This window comes from Synechococcus sp. MIT S1220, from assembly GCF_047303025.1.
In the GTDB taxonomy this organism is placed as follows: Bacteria; Cyanobacteriota; Cyanobacteriia; order PCC-6307; family Cyanobiaceae; genus Parasynechococcus.
Map to the genome: position 1 here is coordinate 2,330,630 of NZ_CP138939.1, position 25,294 is coordinate 2,355,923.

The window sequence follows — 25,294 nt, forward strand, 5'->3', positions numbered from 1 at the left end:
GATCCGTCGACGCCGCTTACTTTCCTCTCCAAAATACATATAGCCTTCTTCATTTTTATAGCGCCTTGCTTGCTTACAATTTTTCTACACTTTGAAAAGGTAATCTGGCTATAGCTTCAGCTTATTAACATGAATTCGTATCATAAAAAAACACAGTCAACTGGTTGCTGCAATGGTTCATCGCATCGGCTCAAGGCTCAGTGCGCCACCGCTGAAGGCGCTTAGATGATGGTTAAAGAGCTGCTGTTGTTGCACTGAAAACCAAATCAGCTAGATGAGGATTCCCAAGGATGGTCATGGCGTGATTCGATCACTCGACCCCTGCCTCCTTCAACTGAAGCATAAGGTGTTCCATCTTAAACCCGTCGCAAAAGTAAGGCCTGAAACCAAAACAACGAGGGGATTGTGTAAGGAAGCAGCGGCAATCTGATCGGTCGGTCGACCTTTTGATGAAAAGAATCTGTGAAGGCTTGAATGGACTCAACAGGCCTTGTCTGCAGCACGTCCACCAGTGAAGTTAGTACTGCTGCGTTTATTGCCAAGCTTGATACCAGCTTGATACCAGGAAGTGAAGCTGAAGCGAACTCCATAGATGGTGGCTCTTTGGTAGTGGATTACACCTCACCACTTCTTTAACGACGGCACAACTTAGGAAGCGGAGAAACCTAGGGTTCCGATTCCTACGGGAATGCCTGGTCCAAGAGGTTTCGGCCGGATCAACCGGCTGCACGGAGGGACAAAAGCCCGGGAGACCGCCAGACACACAACCTCCCCTCCGATGTCATCCCCAATAGAACCAAGCGGGGCCTTCCAGCGCCTCCATCCCAGTGAAGGGATGGAGGCGCTGGAGAAGGAACGCCAATTGCCACTCACTGGATGGCAACAGGAAGTTGATCAGGCCAAGCGCCTGGGACTCGAGGCAGCCGAGAGCATTGTTGATCGCAACATCTCAACATTTTCGCGGGGGGAACTGCCACATTTCGCGGGCATCAACACCTTCATGAAGGCGCCTTATCTCGAGGACGTGAACCAAGTTGGCAACTACGACGTGGCCATCGTTGGTGTTCCCCATGACTCCGGAACCACATACCGCCCGGGAACGCGCTTTGGCCCCCAGGGCATCCGTCGCATCTCAGCGCTTTACACCCCTTACAACTACGAAATGGGGGTGGATCTGCGTGAACAGATCACGCTCTGCGATGTCGGCGACATCTTCACCATTCCCGCTAATAACGAAAAGAGTTTCGATCAGATCTCCAAAGGCATTGCTCACATCTTTTCCAGCGGAGCATTCCCGATCATTCTTGGAGGCGATCATTCGATCGGTTTCCCAACGGTACGAGGGGTTTGCCGGCACCTTGGGGACAAGAAAGTCGGCATCATCCACTTCGATCGCCACGTCGACACCCAAGAGATCGACCTCGATGAGCGCATGCACACCTGCCCATGGTTCCACGCCACCAACATGGCCAACGCCCCGGCAAAGAATCTGGTGCAACTGGGCATCGGCGGCTGGCAGGTTCCAAGAGAAGGCGTGAAGATTTGCCGGGAGCGCGACACCAATGTGCTGACGGTGACCGATATCACCGAGATGGGGCTTGACGCCGCTGCGCAGTTCGCCATCGAACGGGCCACCGACGGCACCGACTGCGTCTACATCTCCTTCGACATCGACTGCATCGATGCCGGCTTCGTTCCCGGCACCGGCTGGCCCGAGCCTGGTGGCCTTCTGCCACGCGAGGCCCTCAAGCTGCTTGAGCTCATCATCCGCAATGTGTCGGTCTGCGGTTTGGAAATCGTGGAGGTGTCTCCTCCTTACGACATCAGTGACATGACCTCACTCATGGCCACGCGCGTGATCTGCGACTCTATGGCTCATCTTGTTGTCAGCGGGCAGCTGCCACGCAAGGGGAAGCCGGAATGGATCAGCGAGGTTTGCAACATGAACGTCGATCAAAAGTGGAGGTGAGCCATGCACGAAGTCGACATGACCAAATGTCTTCTGATCTCCTTGAACCAATGGCGAGAACTACAGCAGGAATCCACAGCCATGGTGGAGACGGTCCATCTCGATGTTGGTCGTTTCACATGCGTTGAACCCGACCAGCTGGTGACCACCTACAACGCCGCCGTTCAAGGAAGTTGGTTGGATGGCTCTCGGCTAGCCATCCATGAGATTGCCTTCGTCGGCAGATGCATTGTCTGCGCGAGCGATTACACACCTATGCCGGATTCCGCCTACCGGTCGCCTTGTTGTGATCACCCACTGGAGCAGATCGTCAGCGGCCGTGAACTGCGAATCCGCAGCATCGACTACCGCATCGACACCGGCGCTGAACTTGAGTCCAGTTCAGTCCAGCGTTCTCATCAATGATCGATAACCGACCCAACCATGCACAAGCCTCTCGAAGACAACCTCGCCCTGAATCTGCTCGCCGCCAACGACCATCAGGCTGAGCACAATCACGAGCATTTCCAATCCTGGAACCTGCTCTGTCTCAATTTGATGAGCAGTCCAGGTGCAGGCAAAACGGCATTGCTCGAGCGATCGCTTCCACAGCTCAGCAAAACATTGCAGATGGCTGTGCTGGAGGGCGACATGACAACCCAGCTCGATGCCCAGCGCCTCGAGGCTGTCGGCATCCCCGTGGTCCCGATCACCACCGGCCGGGCTTGCCATCTCGATGCCGCCATGGTCAGCGGTGGCCTGACCCTGCTCAAGCAGCGTCTCGATCCCACCGCTCTGGATGTGCTGCTGATCGAGAATGTGGGCAACCTCGTTTGCCCGGCTGAATTTGAGGTAGGCGAACACCACAAAGTGGCCCTGCTGAGTGTCACCGAAGGCGACGACAAACCCTTGAAATACCCACTGATGTTCCGCCAGGCGGATGTGGTGCTGATCACCAAGATCGATCTTCTGCCCTATCTGCCGGTGGATCTGGAGACGATCCGGCACAACATCCACAGCATCAACCCCAACGCCAGCGTGATCGAGGTCTCTGCCCTTACGGGCGAAGGCATTGCGACCTGGCATCAGTGGGTTCAACAGGCTCTTCTCCAGAACGTCCAGACACCCACAACTGCTCTGGCAACGGCCTGAGCTCCGCTCCATTTCTCTCCACCCTGCGCCCATGCCATGACCAAACAACTTCGCAACGTTCTCATCGCCGGATTAGCCCTGCTGATCGCCGTCGCCTGTGCCAAGGCACCGACGCCAACCGCAGTCAGTGGGCCACCGATCGTGCTCGGCTACAGCAACTGGGCCGGCTGGTGGCCGTGGGCGATCGCCGTGGAGGAAAAACTCTTTGAAAAGAACGGCGTCAATGTGGAGATGAAGTGGTTTGATGGCTACGTGCAGTCGATGGAAACTTTCGCTGCAGGCAAAATCGATGGCAATTCCCAAACTTTGAACGACACGATCTCCTTCCTGCCGGGCGAGAACGGCGGCGAAGTGGTGGTGCTGGTCAACGACAACTCCGCTGGTAATGATCAGATCATTGCCGACGCCTCGATTCAGTCCGTCACCGATCTCAAAGGCAAGACCGTCGCCGTTGAAGAAGGTGTGGTGGACGACTACCTTCTCAGCCTTGCCCTCAAGGATGTTGGTCTCAGCCGCGACGATGTGGTGATCAAGGGCATGCCCACCGACCAGGCCGCCACCGCCTTCGCCGCAGGCCAGGTGGATGCCGTCGGTGCGTTCCCGCCTTACACCGGCACGGCCATGACCCGTGAAGGTGCCCGAGTGATTGCCAGCTCCAAGGAGTATCCCGGCGCGATCCCCGATCTGCTCACCGTCAGCGGTGATCTGATCAAAGAGCGGCCTGACGATGTTCAAAACATTGTCAAGACCTGGTGGGACGTGCGGGCGTTCATGGCCGAGAACCCTGAAAAGTCCGAGGCGATCATGGCCAAGCGCGCCGGCATTCCCACCGAGGAATACGAGCAGTACAAGGACGGCACTCGTTTCTTCACCGTTGATGAAAACCTCGAGGCCTTCAGTGCTGGTGAAGGAATGCAGTTCATGCCGTTCGCAGCCGAATCGATGGCGGACTTCATGGTCTCGGTGGGTTTCATTCCGGAGAAACCTGAGATGAGCAATTTGTTCGACTCCAGCTTCATCAAGAAGGTCGCCGCGTCCTGATGAGCACCAGGGCCGCTGCTGCCAAGACAGGGTGGCCCCTCGGGCTGTTCTCCCTGCTCAGCCTGGGTGTCACCCCATCCAGAGGGGTGATCAGCGGCCTTCAGATTGCGTCCCTGCTGGTCCCACTCCTCGCTTGGACAACCATCGCGAGCATGGGGGTGGTGGATGAGAAATTTCTGCCCTCCCCTGGAGCGGTGTTCCGCTCCCTGGCCTCGATGGCCGAAAGCGGAATCCTGTTTCAAGACATCCTCGCCAGCACCGGGCGGGTGTTCGCCGGCTTCCTGCTCGCCACGGTTCTTGCAATTCCGATCGGGATCTGCATGGGTGTCTACCCGGCTGTGTGCGCCCTCTGCGAACCGCTGATCGCGATGCTCCGCTATATGCCGGCGGCCGCGTTCATTCCACTACTGATCATCTATCTCGGGATCGGAGAAGAGCCCAAGATCGCACTGATCTTTCTTGGAACGGTTTATTTCAACATCCTGATGGTGATGGATGCCGTGAAATTCGTTCCCAAAGAACTGATCGAAACCACCCTCACCCTCGGTGGTCGCAGCCGGCAGGTGTTGGTGCAAGTCGTGGCCCGCTACAGCATGCCCAGCATCATCGATACCCTCCGCATCAACATCGCCACCTCCTGGAACCTGGTGGTAGTAGCAGAGCTCGTGGCCGCTGAAGTGGGCCTGGGCAAACGCATCCAGCTCGCCCAGCGTTTTTTCCGCACCGACCAGATCTTTGCAGAGCTCATCGTGCTCGGCCTGATCGGCTTCGCGATCGACATGGCCTTCCGCCTGTTGCTGCGTTTCACCTGTCGCTGGGCGGTCTGATCATGGAGTTGCATCTTGAGAACCTGAGCAAACGATTCGGCAGCAAAACGGTTCTTGAAAAGATCAACTTCTCGATGCAATCCGGGGAGTTCCTGGCCCTGGTCGGCAGCTCGGGCTCAGGGAAAAGCACGATCCTGCGCCTGATCGCCGGGCTGGACCAACCCAGTGAGGGCAGCATCCTGGTTGATGGTGATCCCGTCACCGGACCCGGCCCGGATCGAGGCATGGTCTTCCAGAAATACAGCCTCTATCCCTGGCTGAGCGCCGCCGACAACGTCGCCTTCGGGATGCGGCTTCAGGGGATCAAACCCCAGGAGATTCGGGAACGCACCGGCTACTTTCTCGAAGTGGTCGGCCTCAGTGATGCTGGCGCGAAGTTGCCTCGAGAACTCTCCGGTGGGATGCAACAACGGGTGGCGATCGCCAGGGCACTCGCCACGAACCCAAGGGTGTTGCTGCTCGATGAACCGTTCGGGGCGCTGGATCTGCAGATCCGCGAATCGATGCAGGATTTTCTGCTTCAGCTGTGGCAACGCACCGGACTCACGGTGCTTCTGATCACCCACGACGTGGAAGAAGCTTTGGTGCTGGCGCAACGCATCCACGTGCTGGCCCCTGATCCCGGCCGGATCATCCGCTCGATCGATGTGAATCTCGACAAGCAAGACCTCAGCCAATTGAGGCTGAGCAAAGACTTTCTGGACCTGCGCCGCAGCCTGTCCGGCACGCTCCGAGCCCTTGAGGCCGCCTTGTGCTGACGCCTCCCAACCCGATCAGCGCTGATTTTCTACCGAGCTGGCTCTACGACTCGGAGACGATCCACCAATGGGATCAACAGCATTACAGCCATCGCTTCTGGCATCCCGTCGCCGCAACCTGCCGCCTCCGCCCAGGCCAGAGCCTGGCCCTGACCCTGCTGGGACAACCGCTGCTGATCACCTGGCCCGAGCGGGAGCAACCCAAGGCTTTTCACAACCGCTGCCCGCACCGGGGTGTGGCGTTTCAGACAGAGGAGCATCAAGCAAGAACCTGCCGTCGACTGATCTGTCCGTATCACGGTTGGACCTACAACCTGCAGGGCCAGCTACTGGCAGCAGCGCGGGAACACGACTTCATTCAGCCGTTTGATCGAAGCGACTGGGATCTGCAATCTCTCCCCTGCTGCGTCGACGGTCCGTTGATCTGGGTCGCCTTGGATCCGAACGTGATCGAGCTCGACGACCAGCTGGCGTTGATCCATCGCAAGGCGGCGATCGCCTGGCGAGGGCCTCAGAAGCAATGCCGATTGATCCAGGTCAGCCTGGCCTGCAACTGGAAAATCGCTCACGACAACACACTCGACGATTACCACGTCGCCATTGCTCACCCAACGACTCTGCACCGAGAACAAGGGCCTGTGCGTCACTACAGCTATCAGTTCAGCCCCTACGTGAATCTGCTGGAGACTCCACATCCCGAGGGTGGAATGTTCCAAACCTTCGGTCTACCGCCATGGACCCATCTGCTGGTATGGCCCGATCAGCGCATGGCCCTCTTGGAGTTTCTGCCCCAAGAGCTGAACCGTTGTTCGCTTCAACTGCGACTGTTCAGCAGCCCCAACAACGGGGACGAGGACGCAATCGAGGCATGGCTGCAGCAGCTCCTCACTTTTCTGGCAGAGGATCAACGCCTGATCGAATCAGCGCAACGGGGCTATTCCACTGGGTTTGTCCCAGGGCCAGCCCATCGGCTGGAGCAGCGGATTTTGCATTGGCAGGCGATCTACCGCGATCAACTCACCGCTGCCGGCAAAGTCAACGATGAGCGCAGCCAGGATGCCATCGCGGCATTTAGTGCCTGAACATCCGCCAGAGGTTCAGCGCTGAAGGGTTGCAACGGCATGTAGCCATCCGGTCCGAATTCCGGAGTGATGGTGACGGGTTGGCAACGGTCGCGGTTGCCGCTGTCCAAGAACATCTGCCAGCAAGCCCGGTGGGCCTCAAGCGCATCCGCCCATTCCGGTGCGAAAGGGTGGGGCACCGAAGGACCCTGGGGGTGACCGACCCGGGCATGAATGTGATCCACATGTGCTGCGATCGCTTGGATCGGCGCAAGATCCGGCGTCATCAGGCGCTCTGAGACAGCGCACCAATGGCTCAAATCTGCGGTGAGCCTCAAGCGTGGATGCTGCTGCAGCCAGGAGGGCAGACACCAAGGATTGAACAAACTGCGGCTGCGATGGGTTTCAAGGCTGACCGGAACCGGAAGCGGGTCGATCAGATCGAGAACGGCTTCAAGGAAATAGTGCTGAACAGAGCTATCCCAGCTATCGCTGCCTGTGATCAGAGATATCTTCAGCGGTTCGAACTGCAAGGCTCTGGCCAGTTGCTCTCTGAGCTGCTCGAGATGCTGTTTAGGAGTCCAGGACAGATCTGGGCAGTAATCACCGCCACTCACCAATTCGAGGATCAAGTGCTGATCACAAGCTCGAATCACCGAGACAACCTCAACAGCGCTGCTGCTCAGTAAGCAAGGATGGTCGAGATTGCACTCGAGGCCATCAAAACCTGTCTCAGCTGCTTGGTGGGAAGCATCTTTAAATGACCCAGTCCAGCCCCAAAGCGTTTGGAAGACGCTCAGCTGCGCGGCCGGGTTCATTAGGGAAGCGTGAACAATGTGGGTTGGATGCCGAGATAAATGGCTTCGCGGAAGAGGGCTTGCTTGGCCAGGGCGTCAGAGCGGTCATTGGCCAGGCGGTAGCGATCCCGCAGCGAGTTAATCAACGCCTGTCGACGCGGATTGGCAACGACAGTCGTTGAAGGCATGACGACGGCAAAAGATCCGTTCGCAGCAAACTAAGGCCAAGAAAGCCAGATCTGCGCAACCACAGGCCGGATCGTCGTGACGGCCGCAATGGACGGCGTTTGAAGATCGAAACCTTAAGTCGTCGAATCTCTCAGGCTGTTTGCACAAAACGACTCAGACTTAGATTCCTTCAATGAAAACAACAATCCCCATCCAGCTCTTCAACGATCTCTTCTCAACACACTGCAAACTAATTGGACAATCATTCAGAGCGCGCAATCAAGGTCTAGCCCCAGTCTAATTGATATTTCAAAGAATGCTAACACGGCTAAATCACATTCAAACGGACACGATCAAGCCATGTTGAACAAAAAACCAGAGGAAACACAACAACAAACCACCACCTTCACTGCAATCAAACACCACTGAATGAAAGGAGCATTATCCACAGTTCATGCGGAATTCCCATGGGTGACGCAAGAATCGTGGAATAAATTACAATAGGATTGACTAGACTTAGATAATCCTAAACGTATCGAGAGGTTGTTCCACTGCTCCAGCCTTGTTCCAGAAAGAGATCCGATCATTTGAAGTTGATCGATATACATGACAGGCAAACCAGTTTGAGATAGCTCATGCCAATCAATCAAAAAAACAGCTGACTGCAAATCTCGATTCAAAAGCACCTCTCTGGGATGCTTGTAACAGTAAAAAAGTTCGTGATTCAAAATATCATCCGCCAATACATGCTTGTCCACCAGGTTTTTTGGAACAGCCCAAATATTATATGGCTGCTCGTTGAGAGAGTTTAATAGATCTGCAAAATCTAAAGTATCACCGGAAAACACGATCACCTTAATTTGAATTTTCGCCTCTTCACACACTGAAAATACCTGATCCAAAAAGATAGTTGCCCATGCTGGGTGAAGCAACTGAAAAGGATTAACATCAATCACCCAGATCTTGCGAGAGGAGCAGAGAGATGTGATATCAGTGGAGATCACATCGATTCCTACATTTTCCAAACCGAGAGCACGTGAAATTCTACGAGCCATGCTTGACAAGCTGAAGTCAATTTTGGAATCAAAGGATTTCGACGACCAATCCTGGCGATCCACCAAATCTGATCTGATCACAACCCTCTGCCCAGATTTAGGAATGGACTCAGCGGACAAACCTTGAAGGGCCAGCTGGGACAGCACAGAAGGATCTTCGATTGAGACAACAGATCCTGTGACCACACCGCCGGGCAACTCTGAGGGGCTGGAAGGAGAATTGAGAATGTCCTGAACTGACCTGATTCCATCACCAAGTAGGAATGGAGGACGCATCCGCTTGATACTAATCAGGTCTCCACCTATCACATAAAGCCTGTAATAATCGCCAGGCACCTGCTCCTCAATCAAGACCCCCATAGATGTTGATGCACCAGCTCTCTCTACAGCCTGAAGAAGCGCTGTTGAATCACACACATCAGTGGTTACACCAATGCCATTGTCCCTGTCGGATGGCTTGACCACACACGGAAATCCGATAGCAGATGCCTTTTGAATAATAGTATCAAAAGATAATTTGCCTTCCAGATAAACGCTTTTGGGCACTTGACAACCCAAAGCACGAAGAAACTCATTACATTTTGGTTTCTGGCCGCACAAACGCACTCCAATATAACTATCACGATCTGTGCCAGTTGCACTCAGGATTCTCGAATTTGCACCAAGACCGATCTGCAACAATGGAAATTGTCCAATAATAGGAACGTGAAAATCAATGTTCAGTCCCAATTGAGCTGCATGCACAACAACAGCATTGGAAAATGCGTCAGCCATTATCAACTCTGCTCGCCTCATCAGGCTCAGAGCAGAATCACATTGGAGGGTAACGACATGTCCATCAATAGAATTCTGAAAAAAGTCAAATAAAACGCTGACCGATGAACGTAGAGATTCCCCCGCAAGGTCGTGATATGAACTAAAAACAAAACAACCCGCTTCAAGTTTATTGGCACCAGGAAAAAACTGAATCTTGAGATCAATTGGACCAAGCAACCAATCAGCCAACTCCAAACAAGCTTCAAATGGAGAACAATGGACTGAAGGCTTAAATCCAGTGAAAGTTTCTCCCAGAAAAATAGCTAAATCAGAAAGAAGACCAAAAATCATCACCCTATGAATAGAACCATAGGCCTGCCAAACCTTCAAGTCAGCACTAAGAAACCATCCTGATCTGGGGGTGTAAAAATTGGAGCCATGAAATTCTCTAATTAACTTCATAATCAAAGCTATAAAGAATGCGCAAAAAGGACTTTCTTTAATCAGCCAGGCTAAAGACAAACATGATGTGTCAACACTTTAGGGAGGAACATTAACTCCATTCAAGATCACACTAAATTGCTCATCGCATTTTTCGTCTAGCTCATCAGAAGTGAGCAAACATGATACTGGCTTAAAAACAGCAATAGGTTGCTGGCTTAAAGATGGATGCTCGCTTTTGTTGGACTCTGAGTTTTTATCCATAAATCTAAGATTTATCCTATAAAATTAGCACATCGAACAAGTTAGAGCAAGAGTTCTGTAATCAGCGACACCGCTCTAGGCAGACCTTCAAAAACATCGTGATGCAAATCATATTGAGTACGAGCCAATTGAAACCTGAGCGCGTCTGCAACCTCAACAGAATCAAAACGATAAGGATGAACGGCAAGGGCCAGATCATGCTCGATCGCAAGGCGAGCATTCAAAAATTGATCATTGCCATAGGGCTCGATGACAGTACGACACCTTGCCTGAAGGGCACGAGCCAGGGTCCCCATCCCACCATGGATGAAAACAGCATCAAGACGCTGGAACAACCAATTTAAAGGGAGAGGATCAACAACAATGAGATCTGGATGCTTCAACATTACGACCAAATCAGAAGTAAGAAGTTGAGATTCCTCACCAAAAGCCCAGCCTTTCACAACCGCCAGGCGTCTGCCTAATCTCTGGGCCACATCAAGATGTTTGGCAAGGACCTGAACAGGTTGATCCAATGGCTGACTGCTGAAGACCAACCCCAAAGGAGAGTGACGACCTTTGAGGGCTAGAAGAAGAGAATCAGCAGGTTTCCAATCATTCCACTGAGGATGCTGATAACACCAGAAGCCTGTGCGTATTGCATCCAGCAACGGATAATGACGTGGTGCCAAGAAATCAGGTATGGCATGCAAACGCAGCAGTGGCACTAAATCAAACGAAGAGTCAGAGGATTGCAACCAGCGGCGCCTCAACCTAAGTTCAAGGCGCTTCAAGCCCGTTGCCCATGAATGTTTCGAATCCTTAGCCACAGCAAGACGAGAGAAATCAATCATTGAACCTGCATTGAGACCAATCTCGATCAGCTGACAATTGCTAACCTGCGCTACCAAAGAAAGGAAATAGATATTCTTTGCGCCAATAAGAATGTCGCCTGCAGTAAGCTGTTCGATCAATGAAGCAACATTGGAAGTCAACCTTTCCTCAATATCCTCAGACCAAATTTGGGATAGTGGAGGAGTCTTCCAATGATCCCAGCATAAGGCTTTATGAGAAGCCTCGATCTCAGAAAGAGGAATGCCAAATGATAAGGGCTGCACACCTGCTGATTGAACTAGCCGGTGCATCGCATGATTACAAGCCAGCAGAACTTCAAAGCCCGATTGCATCAACTGCTGTGCCAACCCAATCATCGGGAGATGATCACCGAGGGTACCTTGTGTTACAAGAATTAAACGCATTCTGAATATTCGCGTATGAACAGGCGCCGCTGTAATTCTGAGCATAAACGGTTTAGATCATCACCTTGCCAACGTGAAGTAGAACTCTTCCAATGATCATCAAAGTGCGAGGGAACAAATGTATTACGGCCGTGAACGATGTAGAGATAAAGTCTGGGCATATCAATCCTGGCCAAAGTGCATTGTTGCCGCAACTCTTCAAAAAGAACACTGTCTTCCCCCTGTCGAAGATGAGGGTAAGCAGGCAAACAACCTTTCCTACATAAAAGAGAACCTTCCCAATCACGATAACAAGATAATGCTAAACGCTTGTACTGTGGCCACCAAATTAAAAATCGGGCTAAGACGATAGCATCTGATCCTGTACTGATCAAAGTGGCCATTTGGATCTCGAGTCGAAGAGGATCGTATAAATCATCATCATCCCATTGACAGACATAGTCTCCTAATGACTGGCGAACTGAAAAATTACGCAGCTCCCCAAGACTCAAACCCTGATCTGGTAAGCGGAAATATCGAATCAATTTACTGTTAAGGGATATGATCCAGTCATAAAGCTTGGAATCTGGATCATCATCGACCACAACCAGTTCCCTGCAAAAATAAGTTTGTCTTAGAAAAGATTGAATCGATAGCCGAGCTTGAAAATTACGATTTCGTGTAATCATCAGGCAAGAGATTAGGGGGCGGTTATTGATCAAACCTGCTGGAGATGGTTCCAACTCATACTTCACTGTTTTGTCCTTGCCCTGCGACGGAGCACTCACGTTGGCCGGAGCTGTGGACGGAACAAACGCATGCCAACCTTCAGGAACGGTAGATGAAAGAAAGGTGAGATCCCAATAGCACGCAACAAAAGCTGTTGAGCTACGCTCAAGCCAAAAGGCAGGGTCAAACACAAGGCCTTGACGGCATTCCGCTCTGCTAAATGGATAGATGAATGCCTCGTCAACAAGACAAGATTCGTATTCGGGATGAATCTGGAGAACATGATCAAGCAAAAAGGAACCTGCAAAATCCAGATGTTCGCCTTTAGCCCGAGCAGACTGCAGCTCATAATGGCATAAACCACCCAACACATCGTTCCAAAACGGATGCCTGGGGCTAGAGGCCATGAAGGCATTACGTCTTAACTCCTTCATTCCAAAGTCCAGCAGGTTATTATGCTTGCGCTGTAACACGGGCTCCAAAGCAATCAATAATTCACGTCCCTGCAACAGAGGTGAAAGAGGACGTAAGCACTGACAATCAAGATCAACAACAATTCCACCGTAATATTGCAAAAGAAGATAACGACATAATTCGATTCGACAAAAGGGGTGAAAAAAAGAATCAAACAAAGGAAGATACGCTGGAGTCTTGTTAGCAACAAACAAACGTAGTTCTTGCTCGGACCAATAGGACACTTGCAGATCAGGATTCCATTCCCTCCAGCTATGGCTAAAGCCTTCAAGATGGCTAGGAAAGCCATCATCAGGAACGATTTGATGCAAGAGCAGAGGAATAGTCTGAGTCATTTTCAGCAAGTCATCGTGCAGATCAGGGAATTAATCATGACGCACAATCAACTGTGGCAAAGCCCAACTCCGTACACCTAAATTGCGAGCCATTAGAGAGAGTGCCTCCGTTTCAATCAAGCTATTCATTGGATAAGGAGGGAAATTAAGCCCTTGGCGATGGAGGTCAGCTCGTATCAACAAAACTGTCGCACCAACTGAATCAAGCTCAATCAAGGATTGATCACGAAAATCATTAACATAATTTCTAGCAAAACCGATCGGAGGCTGATACAGGCCGTCGAACATATACTCCTCAGGCAAGGTATCAGCTTGTGGAGATTCACGCTGCAATCGGTAGCTGTTTAAATCGAATGGCTGATCAAAAGCATTCAGGCAGTTTGCTGTAACAATATCTCTTCCCGCCGCAAGTAACCTTTCAAGAAGATCAGAAGGATAATCACAAACATCAACATCCAACCAAAGAACCCAATCTTCATCCTCGAGAGCCATCATTAGCAGCTGGTTTCTGACCCTTGCTAGGCGTTCACGACGATCACGCTGCAAAACACGACTCCATCGTTCGGCGTTAGAACACGAAGGATAATGATTGAATCGATGTAAAGAAATACGATTAAATTTATTTGAGAGACTAACGCGAAGTTGTTCTAAGACCGGAAAAGTCTGATCTGTACTATCACCCTCCAGCCAAGCGAAAGACAATCTTCTGGAATCAAAGGTTAATGATTGCAAAAGAGACTCATAACGACTTAAATATTCCTGCGCATTACGTACCGGCGTCAGAATTAAAATTTTTGGATCTTTTTTTGGAACATCAATGGTATTGCAGACGTTAAGTGGAGCTTTATTCTCAAAAAACAGACAACGTAGCAATGGAATTCGTCTATCAAGCTCATTGAGCAATCGCTCACAATCACAATTCGTCCATAGGCAAGTGTAGCTCTGAATATCACTAGATTTCGAGAGATCACAAGAGAAGCTCACAGAGTTAAAATTAATATGGATACAAAGACGTGGTAGATCTATTTTTGCAATGCGTACAGTGTTATTCATTAGATTTACAATATTGCATGGTGCATCAGAGTGAACTGCCGAACAACGAGGAAACAAAGAACGCTCGCACATGACAGATTGATATTCATCGAGATAAGACGAGATGCTCAAAGTGTGCTCACCTGGCCACCACGTCATCCGGCGCGCCAACACAGAAGCCTGCGCATCAGTGGATTGCATCACTTTCCACTGCATTTCAAGTCGCAATGGATCGTGTAAGTCATCACTATTCCATTGACATATATAGCCACCCAACGCACAATCAAAGGCAATATCATTCAAACTTGATAACATCACACTTTTAGATTCTATTAACACATAACGGATCAAGCCTGAGTTAAGCAGCCTGACTTTACTTTCTAACTGATCATCGCAAGAAGCATCAACAAGGATCAATTCTTTGTTCGGATAACTCTGCTCGAGGAAACACTCAACAGCTAGCGTCGCCAGCAGAGAGACCTCCGTTACGACCATCAAACAAGAAATCAGTGGTAAATCAGTTTGATCGCCAGTATTCCTCTTGACTACACCAGGGATGGTTATTGGCCCCTCAGGCTCCTGCAAACTAACAGGAGCTTGAGAAGGAACAAATGCTTGCCACCCACGAGACGATCGAAACCATGATCCGTCCCAGTAATGAGCGACATAGGCCCCTGAACTGCGCTCAAGCCAGAAGATTGGATCAAAAACAAGACCTTGCCAACAGTCAGCTTTGCTAAACGGATTAATCAAACCCTCTGGAACAAGATATTGTTTATATTTTGGAAGAGCAACCAGAACACGACTTAACAGAAAAGGGCCAGTAGCATCAAGTACATCATCAGTTGTTTTAATCGAGGAAGGAGGATATTTCGTTAAGGATAAAAGAACATCAGACCAAAATGGATGACCAGGAATTGAAGCAATAAATGAAGGACAAATAACCCTCTTTAGGCCACGAAGTATTACATTTTTCTGCAGATGATGAATCGCTGGTTCAGTCGCTATCAACAGCTCTCGATCTTCAAGTAGAGGAGCCAAAGGGCGTAGGCATTGGCAGTCAAGATCTGCATAAATACCGCCGAAATACTGAAGCAGCAGGTATCTACCAAGATCAGCTCGACAAACTCCCTTGCTATAACTATCAAATAAAGGCAAAAAAGTTGGAACATGTTGAGCTATGAATTGCCTCAGAGTTGCATCTGACCAATAGATCACCTCTAAATCGGGATTCCAGATCTTCCAGCTACGACGAAAACCCTCCAAATGCCGCGAAATTGATTTATCAGCCCCAATCTGATGCAAGACAAGCGGAATCATCAATACAAAGAACTAGATATATATAGAGTGGTATGCAATCTATTATTGTATTGCATTATCGATGACACAAAAGACTCAGGAGCCTTGGCAAGGATTGCCCCGGCTCCAGCAACCTCCGTTGTCAAGGGGGTCAACATTTTTTTTGGCCTTAAACCTTCCGATATTCATCTTAGTTCTAAGCTTCCTCCTAGATGAACCCTTTACCTGGTTCGGCCGGACTCCTCCAGCTAAGTTTTTGAGTTCATCATCAGAAAGTTCCGAGGGATCTCCGTCATCCGTTGTGATGTCTTCAGCGGTAATAGAAAAACCTGCTTCTTTAGCAATGGAGACAAAAGCGCTTGTATCAGCAGCCTTACTGAGCCTCTGCTGAAGACGCGTGTCAGTTTCAACCCTCTCCAACAAGGCTAGGAATTCCTCTGACATGGGGAACAAAATGCTTGCTTGATCTTGTTATAGTACTCAATTACTCATTTGTCAGGATCGATTCCAGGATTAGGGAAACCGACGCCAATCCAGCGAGGCAAGCTTTTGAGCCTCACAACGTAACTCCATCTCAGACGCTGGGCAGAGTAAAAAGACCACCACTTTGGCAACAATGGGCATGGATGCAACGAGAAAATAGGTCGCAGCGGAGGTTAAGAAGCAATACGAAACCCCTACAATTGCGCAATATAGCTATTAATAAAATATAAATGTTGGAAATGCAGTCATGTCACCCAAATTTATTTCAGGAATTTTCAATTCGGACTCCGAAATTCTTTTGAGATTTAGTGACAAGCTTCAGGAAAATCCGCTATCAAAACGAAGAATTAAAGTTAAGAGTGGCAAAACCAAATTAAAGCCTGAGAATATCCTTGTAGAGGATGATGAAGTCAGTATAGAATTGACCGATAAAATCAATAATGGATCTAAAATCAAAATCATATACAGGGATGAAAAAGGAAATCAAAAAATGAATGTATTGCAGGGCATAGAGGGAGCAGACGTTAAATCCTTTAAAGCAAAGATACTTTCCGAATCATCCACAGAAACTACACCTACAACCCCCTTAGGAACTCCCTCCGATATTAGATCAGTGACTCAACCCAGCATGGGATCTATTGCTGATCAATCTGATGATACTGAAGACTTAAAGGATGTAGGAACAGGAAAGGTATCCAAACTGGAAAAGGATTACATTCTGTCAGACGAAGATCTTGAGCATCCATCTTTTATTGAGACAAGGTTTGATCCGCTTGAGCTGGATAAAAATGATTTGGCACGGATAGATAAATTTTATGCGAACAAAACCAAATCATTGTCTGCTAAAAAGATATTGGCTGGTATTGAATCCAAAAGAAAGTCAAATAAACTATCAGGCGCATTTGGGCATACAGACGTACTGGATCTATCGGGTGAATTTTTGATGGATCCAGCTCTGAATGAGAATGTAGACATAAGCCCAAAAACCCTTGCTTCAAATAACAAAAAATATGATGATTTAAATTTAAGGCTGAAATATTTTGAAACATTTAATCCAGGCATTGAATTTAATTGGCAACGCATACTTAGGCTTGCACTGCAAAATACTGAATCGAATAGATTTTCATGGGCTGACTGGGGGATGACACCTCCTGTTAAGAATCAAAACCCAAGGGGGTATTGTTGGGCATTTTCCACTTTGGGAGCATTGGAATCAAGTTACATGATACGAAATGGATACATGCCCAACCTTTCGGAGATGCAATTTGCGGATTTTGCAAAACATCAAAGTACGTCAATTAATGGGACTACTGGGACATCTGACGGGACTTCTGCAATTTCATCAGATGGTACAAGTACATTTAACACTGCTTTATTTTATGCAGTTGAGGATGGTACATATAAGGGATTTACAACTGAATCCGTCGTTCCATACGATGTGAACGCTCCTAGAATTGCTGATGGACCACGATTTTCCCCAAAATCATATGGTGCAGATGCTATAGGCGCAGTCGGAGCAACTAATAATTCACCTTCTACCATACAGGAAGTCAAGCAAGCGTTAGTCGATCATGGGCCGATTAACACATTGCTTTGGGCTGCAAATAGTTTCATGGCATATCGCGCACCATCTCCAAATTCGGGTAATAGTGATGTGTATTTCGATAATTTGAACGGGTTGTCTATATCACCAGCTAGTGCAAATCATGCAGTTCAGATTGTGGGTTGGGACGATAACAGGCAAGCATGGCATGTTAAAAACTCCTGGGGTACGAATTGGGGGCTAGATGGTTATGCATGGGTCTCATATAATCAGCCTAATTTTGGCCTGCAAGACTTCTGGGTAGAAGCTCCCGTTGATCTATTTAGAGATCAATACTCGTATGGAATAGCGGGCAAAACTGGACTGGATCAATCTGATTCGCAAGAAGGCTTTGGAGCAGCAAGAGTATTCAACGGTGCACACCCCTACTCTCAAACCCATGGTTCAAGTGAACCTTCAGAAATAGATACTCTTACGGGAAGAGATAGAACTTCTGACCTATTCATTCTCGGAAGAAAAGGCGTCTCAGATATAAGGCAAGCGGCATTAGCAGACGAGCTAGTATTATACAAGGATACACCGTCAGTGAAAACCGGCAGAAAGCATTTTGCAAAAATAGAAAACTTCAATCCAAATGATGATCGAATTCAATTAGTAGGAAACCGTACGGATTATTTATTCATTCCTAATCAAGCATCGCAAAAAATGTTTATTTATCTTGATAGTGGATCACCGAGGGGGACCGAACAGCTGGATGGGGGAGACGATTTATTAGCGTCAGTGTCATATGAATCATCGATGAATGAGAATCATTCCAATTATACGATTTATGTGTGATTGCGTACACAATAAGTAGCCAGAAATTTAAATAGCTGAACCTCAAAATCTTCTCACAACTTGGGGGAAGGTTTTTTATTTATCGAGAATCAAGCAAAGATTTTCGCTCATCAATGAGATAATAAGTCCTGGCTCGCACAAGCAATAAAAAAGCAGCATAAAATTTCAAAAATAATATCTAATTAGAGTACAATCGGGCACATGAAACTTTCATCGCTAACAACCAAAGGCAGCCTTGATTGGACAATACGGTGCCCTCAGTTACACTCCAGTGTTGCCACCAATAAATCAACTGCTTCAAGACCCGGGTTGGTCATACAGACAAGACATTGTGCAAGTTGCATTCAAAACAATTCGAAAACGAGCACGAACAGGTACACCTAGGAAAAGAAAGCAAAGGGCAAGTCTGACGGGCGAGACAGACACGAAGCCACTAGACTGGCTTAGCACCTGGCGTTGGGTAATTCGATTACCGACATGAATGAAATGCGACACCGACTTTTAATAGTATCAATTATGGCATCATCACACTTAACACTAATGCCTTTACCTAGCGAGTCAAAACCGGCTTCTATAGAACGATATGAGTTTAAATCACAAGCGATCGATGCTTGCGAAAAATGGAAAAAGGGAGGTGTCAAATTCTATTACTACACCAATGAATGGGTTGAGGACAACAACAGGATTTGCGTCGACGGGCAAGAGGAATACCAATCCTCTGAGATTGTTGGAATGGAAGCCCCGGCCATCGAACCTAAAAATTACGATGAGATACCAGAGATGGTGATGGAAATTATCAAGTTTTTTGACTACCAATACGATGACGAATCGATTCTTTGACCGTCAGCTTCAGTTGACCACACTCGCGATTTGGCTTTATCCCTGGTAAAATTTCGCCACGTTGAGCCGGTCGACTTCCGGCTGCAGTCAGATTCGGGGCATGCAACGGGGACCCGAACACTGTGGAGTTTTCTCCCATGCTTCTCTCGATCATCAAGCGGCGTCTTACCCGCGAACAGCGTCTTCGCGCTGCACAGCTTGCCTTTACTGGGGAAGCTTGATCAATGGGAACCGTCTGCGAGCGGGCCGGCGAGTTCATCAGCCACGGCTGAACTTGAACCGCCTTCACAAGAATGAATCACAGGGCCCTCCGGGGCCTTTTTTTATCTATTGATTCGAAGCTCAGATGTGGCCAAATTGCTCCAAGCAACAGAAAGAACCCTCAAAGTCATGCCATCACCTTATGGCTGAACTCATTATCTATCTCAGCGACAAAAATTCAGGACAGAAAAAATATAAACAACAGCAAACACTTAAACATACACTCCTAGTCAAACAAGAACAGAATCCGATAAAAATTATTAGCAATTAAATGGGTAAACCTTATTAAAATAAAAAGAGTTTAAAAGCAACTTTTCATGTGATTTCCGTTAGGCATGCCAGCTTCACAGGCCAACGCAAACAAACAATCAACAATTTTTTTTCGAAAGGTACCGATAGTCAATAATTCAAGAACGCTGTATGAAGACACGATAAGATCGATCAAGAGAGCGTGCACGTGATTGACCTCCCCCAACCTTGCAAAAACGGACTGTCACCTCAATCTCTCCAACAAACTTTCAGAAATGATCGACAAAGAAAAAATATTAGACAAGCTTGAACGATGGGCCGCAAGTGGAGAGCTGCTGGAAGCAGCGCGCCAAGCCTTCAACCTGCACAACACTCCAGCGTTGCTGCTGCAATGGATTGCTGAGCTCAGTCGCGGTGATCACCATTTGCTACCGCCCGTTGAACTGCTCGACGGCCAGACCATGGCAGGTCTGCGCGGGGCATACACAGCCTCTGATCCCAATGGGCAGGAACGCATCTATCTCAATGCCGCCTGGCTGCAAAGGGCCGACCCCAAGGCGATCGAAGCTGTCCTCCTCGAGGAAATCGGCCATGCCATTGACTATCAAATCAACAAGGGAAAAGACAGCCAAGGAGATGAAGGATCAGCCTTTGCAGCGTCTTTGCACAATCGCAGCATTCCTGAATCGATTTATCAGGAGCAGGACCATCAATTTTTAGTCATCAATGGCCAGCAGATTGCCATCGAAGCCGCCACGATCACAAGCCCAATTGCTACGTCAAGCTTTAGCGATGGAATCGGAGGGTTCGACGAACTTGATTCGCCAAGAACAATCACAACAACAACTATAAATGGCAGAAATTATGCGCTCATTCATGCGTATTCCGATAATGGTGTTCAGATTGTTGACATCACAGATCTATCCACGCCAACCCCTGTCGCAGTCCTCCAAGATGGCGTTACATACACTGAATTAGAAGGAGCTAGGCACTCTGCAATCACTAACTCCAACGGGAGAACATATGCATTAATTGCTGGATATTTGGACGATGGCATTCAGATTGCCGATATCACAGACCCCGCCAACCCAACGTCAGCAGGAAGAATCCGAGATGGAGACAATGGAGGAGAGGGAAACTATAAACTAGATGGTGCTTATTTCATTGCCACAACCTCGACCGGCGGCAAAACCTTTGCTCTTGTTACATCCTATAACGATGACAGTTTACAAATCATCAATATCACAGATCCCACCAATCCCAGCCTTGCCAAAAGCATCACTGATGGAGCTGGTGGTTACGAGAAACTTAACGGCGCAAGAGGCTTAACAACAGTCGAAATTGCAGGAAGCAAGTACGCCTTAATCGCATCATCGAGTGACGATGGAGTACAAATCGTCAACATTACGGACCCAGAAAATCCAAGCGCAGTTTCAAGCATCACTGATGGAGTAGGCGGCTTCAATGAACTTGAAGCCGCCAGGATGGTTTCCGCAGCTTCCATTGGAGGCAAACCTATGCCCTTGTCGCAGCGAAAGATGACAACGGCGTTCAAATCATCGATATCAGCAATCCTGCAGCCCCAACCGCAACCGCTAATTTTGACCAAGGTGATCTCGATAGTCAGGGGGGCACATTTGACCTTCTCACCAAAATTCGGCACATCAGCACGGTTTCAATCAATAATAAACACTACGCATTAACCGCCTCCAAAACAGACGATCTAGAAAATGGAGTTTCGTTTATCGACATCAGCGATCCCAGCGATCCACTGGCTGTATTCAGCATTAAGGATGGAGATTTAGACAGCCAAGGCAATCAGTTTCACGAGCTTGCTGGCCCCTATTTCATCGAGCCATACACAAAAGATGGCAGCACGTATGCACTTGTTGCCTCCAGATCTGATGATGGGGTTCAAATTATCGAGCTCGATTCCCCTCCAGCACCGAGTCCATCACCAACACCATCTGGTGATGACGATGCTGATTCCACCCCTCCCGAGCTCCGATCCGCTGTTGTCTCCAGCGATGCTCTCTCCTTAATTCTCAAATTCAATGAACCCTTGGCTTCCACTTCAAGGCATGTATCAGCTGCCTTTGTTGTTGATGTGGATGGTCAATCCATTCCTGTTATCGATGCCACAACCCGTGGCGGCGAACTCACCCTCAGCCTGACGCGCAGCATCAGCAACGATCAAACCGTTGCTCTCGCCTACACCGATCGCTCCAGCAACAACGATCGCAATGAGCTGAGCATTGGGGATGCCTCCGGCAACGATCTCGCCTCCTTTGCACGCTTCCCCGTTCAGAACCGCTCCACGCTTCCCGGCACGCCACCATCGATCAACGCTGCGGTGACATCTGCTGATGGGCGGGTTGTCTCCCTCAGCTACGACCACACCCTCTCTCCTCTTGCTCCTCCCGCTTCCGCGTTTTCACTCGCGGTGGATGGGGTGCGCTCCGCTTTCTCCTCCCTCTCCCTAGCTGGCAGCACCGCACGCCTGGGCCTCTCTGCTCCCTTGTTTCATGGCCAAGCGCTTCTGCTCAATTACCGCGATCCCACCGTTGCCGATGACCGCTTCGCCATTCAAGACATCCATGGCAACGATGCCATCGCCATTCAAGGGCTGATCGTCGAGAACAACTCCACCGTGATCGATCCAGCCACGCTGCTGCCCGCTCCACTCCCAACACCAACACCAACACCAACAACAACACCCATTCCCGCTCCGCTCTCACCGGGTGCCGTTGCAGCCCTGAGCCAACCAACCAAGGAATCTCCCCGACCCACACCTGAACCAACAACACCAACACCACTACCAGCCCCAGCGGCGCGACCCGGCTCCGCCTGTGACCCCGAGGCAGGCAACGCCATCAGCGAATCCCAGCGCGATCGCTTCACGCTGCTGCTTGGTAGCTCCTGTTCCGATCAAATCATCGGCAGCCCAGCAGACGACATCCTCAAAGGTGTCGATGGTGATGACACCCTGCGGGGATTGGCCGGCGATGATCGCCTCCGCGGTGGCTCAGGCGCTGATCGCCTCAAGGGTGGCCTGGATCACGACAGCCTCAGTGGCGGCAGCGGCGATGATCGCCTCAAAGGACGCTCCGGCAATGACCAGCTCCTTGGCGGTCCGCAGCGCGACAGCCTCGATGGCGGCAAGGGCGACGACAGCCTCAGTGGCGGCAGCGGTGCCGATCTGTTCAGGCTTTCATCCGGCAACGATCAGATCCTGGATTTCAATCTGCTCGACGCTGATCGCATCACGCTGCCACCCACCAGCTCAGCAAAACGCACGATCAAGCTCAGCATCAGCCAGCCCCAGCCCGATCAATTGCTCCTCCTGGATCCCAGCAACGGCATCAACACCACTCTCCTCAACACCGACATCACACCAGAGCAATTGCTTGATGCACTCCCGAAGCTGTTTTCGTCAACAATGCAAAACGAATAAATCTTCCATCGACACATCAATAACATTCACCAGTCACAAACCGAAAGTCACAAACCACTAAGCCCCATTGCACAAACAATCAGAGGCTAAGCAAAGCCATCTATCTCCAACGAGGTTGTGAGATCAACTACAGATGAGGCCATTAAGGGCAACAAGGAAACCCGCCAATCTGATCAACAAAGTGTCAAGTCATTTGGGTCTTTGCTTGATGGCGCAGAGATCACAGGGATAAGCCCTGTCTTGCTCAAGGGGTAAAAACCGGTGGCAGCAATGCTTCAGAAACGCTAAATCAACCTCTATGGCATGGAAAAATCATCGATCCGCAGGATCAACACAACGCCCAAGAGGACGTGATTGAGGCATCAACTCTGCACCTGTTGCGCTGCTCTCAGGGAACCTCCTTCAAACCTGGCTCCACCAGCTCAAGTTGCTGCATTGTTAGAGAAGAACGCAACAGCAGAGGTAGGGGCGCCGAACCAGACTGGAACGATCCATTGCCGGCTGGGGCGAGAGCAGGGGTCTCGGACTGACCGAACAGATGACTGTCAAAGAAGAGTTTCGCCATTCCCTGGAGTTCTTGTCTGGCAAGGGACTGATCCGGTCCGGTGATCACCGCTGGCAGGTTTGAGGTGGCATCCAGGAATGAGAGATGCGTTCCGTTCTTCTGAATCGCCAACACCGAGCCTGACTGGCGGAGGCTCGTGAAGAGCGAGAGCTGCTGGGAGACCGGCGGAGCGAAGACATCTTTCATGCCAGCAACCACCAGCATCGGCACCGCCACGCGGGACACCGATTGACGACTGAAGATTGGATTGGTCACCGGATTCACAGCCACGGCAACCTTTACGCGGGGATCTCGGAAATTGGTGCGCTCCACCACACGATCGGGCGCTGTGCACTGCCAAACGACTGCAGGGTTCAAAACCACGGTTTTGGGGTCATTCAGCTGCTGGCATCCCCGCACCAGGTTGGGCCAGTCAAGTTGAGCACCGGCAAGGGCCGTCACCGTGTAGCCCCCGAGGGACTGCCCGAGCACACCAACCCGTTGCGTGTCGATCCGACTGCCCCAGCGCTTCTCCACCTGATCGATGAGGTCACTGACGGTGATCGGCTGGTGGTACCAAGCGTTAGCAGGAGGAATCGCTCCTGTTCCCTCAATGGCCGCCGTCATCGTGTCAGCGCTGGTGAAGGGAAAATCGAGCGACGCCACCGCATACCCATGGCTGGCGAGGGATTTCCCCAGGTACAGAAGGGCAGTCATATCGGTGTTCAGTCCGGGAGCAAGCACCACAAGGGGGGCCTGGCTCCGGGCCGTTGCCGACTCAGGCAGATAGATACCGGCCTTGATGCTGTCGACGACACGACCTTTGAAGCTGAAGGGCACCTGATCGAAGCGAATGCTGCCCGGTTGTGCTGCTGTCAGGAGGTTCGGACCAACCTCGGGGGTCCCTCCCAGGTCAGCCAGACGCGAATAGAGCTTGTTCTGAAGATTGAACTCCTGAGTTAGCGACCGCAGCAGCGAACCAACAGCGTTCAGATTCACAGGAATCGTGGGCAGTGGATAGGCCTGAAGCACATCAATCAAGCGAAGACTGCCGTGATTGGCTGCTCCCTCGATTAACGCCGCGGATAGAGCGTTGCCAGCAACATCTGGGGGCTGATTGATCAACTTCACCAGCTGTTGAACCGTGCGCCGGCCCAAGGCTGTGGAGAGATAGTTCGATGCCATCACGGCATTCACGGGCGCCGACTGGTTGAGGACCTTGCGCAAATCCTGCTGCTCGGAGGGTTTGAACACTCGAAGGGCATCGGCGAGCTCGGTACCTGGGACATTCCCTGCCGCGAAACTGGCGAGTTCGTCAATTGGAATGGATCGTTCGAATTCACCTAGCTGAAAGCTGATGCGCTCTGCGGAAGACACCGGAGCGGCCAGGGCACCGAGGCAGATCACCGCGGAGAGAAGCTGCTTCACATCAACGTTAAGTACCTGCGATGAAACTACCCCTAAATGCTCAATGGCCCAGCAGCAAAGTTACGAAAAAAGGGAACGTCCATTCTTAGATGATGTGACCACTCTTAGGACATCAATCAAGGCTTTAAACCCATCCACATCCGCCATTGTGATTTGGAAGAGTCGCCAAGGTCAAGTTCGCAATGATAGTCATAAGTACAAAAGATCAGCGTCAGTCCAAGACGCAATCGCTTCAACCAAAAACAGTGGTACGGCAAGCATGAGAAGCAACGAAATTATGGAAAGAAATGAAAACTTTTCA

18 protein-coding genes, 1 pseudogene and 1 riboswitch are annotated in these 25,294 nt (G+C 50.1%); of the genes and pseudogenes, 11 read left to right on the forward strand and 8 right to left on the reverse strand.

What is annotated here, in order from left to right; translation table 11 throughout:
• Nucleotides 1–654: 654 nt before the first annotated feature.
• A riboswitch (guanidine-I (ykkC/yxkD leader) is annotated at nucleotides 655–753 on the forward strand.
• A gap of 25 nt (nucleotides 754–778) precedes the next feature.
• Genes speB through SIB64_RS11695 form a run of 7 tightly spaced genes read left to right on the forward strand, consistent with a single transcriptional unit; the run spans nucleotide 779 to nucleotide 6,808 of the window.
• Nucleotides 779–1,969: an agmatinase gene (gene speB / locus SIB64_RS11665; protein WP_413440365.1), complete on the forward strand. Its 1,191-nt coding sequence runs from the start codon at nucleotides 779–781 to the stop codon at nucleotides 1,967–1,969.
• A gap of 3 nt (nucleotides 1,970–1,972) precedes the next feature.
• Nucleotides 1,973–2,374 (forward strand): hydrogenase maturation nickel metallochaperone HypA, encoded by a 402-nt coding sequence (locus SIB64_RS11670; RefSeq protein ID WP_413440366.1) that lies wholly within the window; start codon nucleotides 1,973–1,975, stop codon nucleotides 2,372–2,374.
• Between the two features lie 18 nt (nucleotides 2,375–2,392).
• Nucleotides 2,393–3,100, forward strand: a complete 708-nt coding sequence (gene hypB, locus SIB64_RS11675; RefSeq protein ID WP_413440367.1) for a hydrogenase nickel incorporation protein HypB — start codon at nucleotides 2,393–2,395, stop codon at nucleotides 3,098–3,100.
• Nucleotides 3,101–3,136: 36 nt separating this feature from the next.
• Nucleotides 3,137–4,141: an ABC transporter substrate-binding protein gene (locus SIB64_RS11680; protein ID WP_413440368.1), complete on the forward strand. Its 1,005-nt coding sequence runs from the start codon at nucleotides 3,137–3,139 to the stop codon at nucleotides 4,139–4,141.
• A complete protein-coding gene (locus tag SIB64_RS11685) occupies nucleotides 4,141–4,968 on the forward strand; it encodes an ABC transporter permease (RefSeq protein WP_413440369.1) in 828 nt (275 codons plus the stop codon). The genes SIB64_RS11680 and SIB64_RS11685 overlap by 1 nt, the downstream gene beginning before the upstream one ends.
• A 2-nt stretch (nucleotides 4,969–4,970) precedes the next feature.
• Nucleotides 4,971–5,726: an ABC transporter ATP-binding protein gene (locus tag SIB64_RS11690; protein ID WP_413440370.1), complete on the forward strand. Its 756-nt coding sequence runs from the start codon at nucleotides 4,971–4,973 to the stop codon at nucleotides 5,724–5,726.
• Nucleotides 5,720–6,808, forward strand: coding sequence for an aromatic ring-hydroxylating oxygenase subunit alpha (locus SIB64_RS11695; protein WP_413440371.1), 1,089 nt, complete (start codon nucleotides 5,720–5,722; stop codon nucleotides 6,806–6,808). Before SIB64_RS11690 ends, SIB64_RS11695 begins: the two co-directional genes overlap by 7 nt.
• On the opposite strand, the gene SIB64_RS11700 is transcribed toward SIB64_RS11695, so the two are convergent.
• The 7 genes from SIB64_RS11700 to SIB64_RS11730 all read right to left on the reverse strand — a co-directional run bounded on the left by SIB64_RS11700 (nucleotide 6,739) and on the right by SIB64_RS11730 (nucleotide 15,798).
• Complete coding sequence (locus SIB64_RS11700; protein WP_413440372.1) at nucleotides 6,739–7,605, reverse strand: sugar phosphate isomerase/epimerase; 867 nt, start codon at nucleotides 7,603–7,605, stop codon at nucleotides 6,739–6,741. The two genes, SIB64_RS11695 and SIB64_RS11700, sit on opposite strands and share 70 nt — an antisense overlap.
• Nucleotides 7,605–7,772, reverse strand: a complete 168-nt coding sequence (locus tag SIB64_RS11705; RefSeq protein WP_413440373.1) for a hypothetical protein — start codon at nucleotides 7,770–7,772, stop codon at nucleotides 7,605–7,607. The genes SIB64_RS11700 and SIB64_RS11705 overlap by 1 nt, the downstream gene beginning before the upstream one ends.
• Nucleotides 7,773–8,204: 432 nt before the next feature.
• Entirely contained in the window at nucleotides 8,205–10,085 is a 1,881-nt protein-coding gene (locus tag SIB64_RS11710) for a hypothetical protein (protein ID WP_413440374.1), read from the reverse strand.
• A 224-nt stretch (nucleotides 10,086–10,309) separates the two neighbouring features.
• On the reverse strand, nucleotides 10,310–11,506 hold the full coding sequence (locus tag SIB64_RS11715; protein WP_413440375.1) for a glycosyltransferase: 1,197 nt from the start codon (nucleotides 11,504–11,506) through the stop codon (nucleotides 10,310–10,312).
• Nucleotides 11,497–13,023, reverse strand: coding sequence for a glycosyltransferase (locus SIB64_RS11720; RefSeq protein ID WP_413443010.1), 1,527 nt, complete (start codon nucleotides 13,021–13,023; stop codon nucleotides 11,497–11,499). The genes SIB64_RS11715 and SIB64_RS11720 overlap by 10 nt, the downstream gene beginning before the upstream one ends.
• Before the next feature lie 30 nt (nucleotides 13,024–13,053).
• Nucleotides 13,054–15,375, reverse strand: coding sequence for a glycosyltransferase (locus SIB64_RS11725; RefSeq protein ID WP_413440376.1), 2,322 nt, complete (start codon nucleotides 15,373–15,375; stop codon nucleotides 13,054–13,056).
• A 75-nt stretch (nucleotides 15,376–15,450) separates the two neighbouring features.
• The gene (locus tag SIB64_RS11730; protein WP_413440377.1) at nucleotides 15,451–15,798 is read right to left on the reverse strand and encodes a Nif11-like leader peptide family natural product precursor; all 348 of its coding nucleotides are present in this window, start codon (nucleotides 15,796–15,798) and stop codon (nucleotides 15,451–15,453) included.
• Nucleotides 15,799–16,084: 286 nt separating this feature from the next.
• Between SIB64_RS11730 and SIB64_RS11735 the strand changes: the two genes are divergently transcribed.
• The 4 genes and pseudogenes from SIB64_RS11735 to SIB64_RS11750 all read left to right on the forward strand — a co-directional run.
• Nucleotides 16,085–18,217 (forward strand): C1 family peptidase, encoded by a 2,133-nt coding sequence (locus SIB64_RS11735; protein ID WP_413440378.1) that lies wholly within the window; start codon nucleotides 16,085–16,087, stop codon nucleotides 18,215–18,217.
• Between the two features lie 540 nt (nucleotides 18,218–18,757).
• On the forward strand, nucleotides 18,758–19,057 hold the full coding sequence (locus tag SIB64_RS11740; protein WP_413440379.1) for a hypothetical protein: 300 nt from the start codon (nucleotides 18,758–18,760) through the stop codon (nucleotides 19,055–19,057).
• Nucleotides 19,058–21,435: 2,378 nt separating this feature from the next.
• Nucleotides 21,436–21,609, forward strand: coding sequence for a hypothetical protein (locus SIB64_RS11745; RefSeq protein WP_413440380.1), 174 nt, complete (start codon nucleotides 21,436–21,438; stop codon nucleotides 21,607–21,609).
• A gap of 2 nt (nucleotides 21,610–21,611) precedes the next feature.
• Nucleotides 21,612–23,021, forward strand: a pseudogene (locus SIB64_RS11750) (SwmB domain-containing protein); the annotation flags it as partial.
• A gap of 388 nt (nucleotides 23,022–23,409) precedes the next feature.
• Here the strand turns inward: SIB64_RS11750 and SIB64_RS11755 are convergent.
• The gene (locus SIB64_RS11755; protein WP_413440381.1) at nucleotides 23,410–24,993 is read right to left on the reverse strand and encodes an alpha/beta hydrolase; all 1,584 of its coding nucleotides are present in this window, start codon (nucleotides 24,991–24,993) and stop codon (nucleotides 23,410–23,412) included.
• Nucleotides 24,994–25,294: the final 301 nt, after the last annotated feature.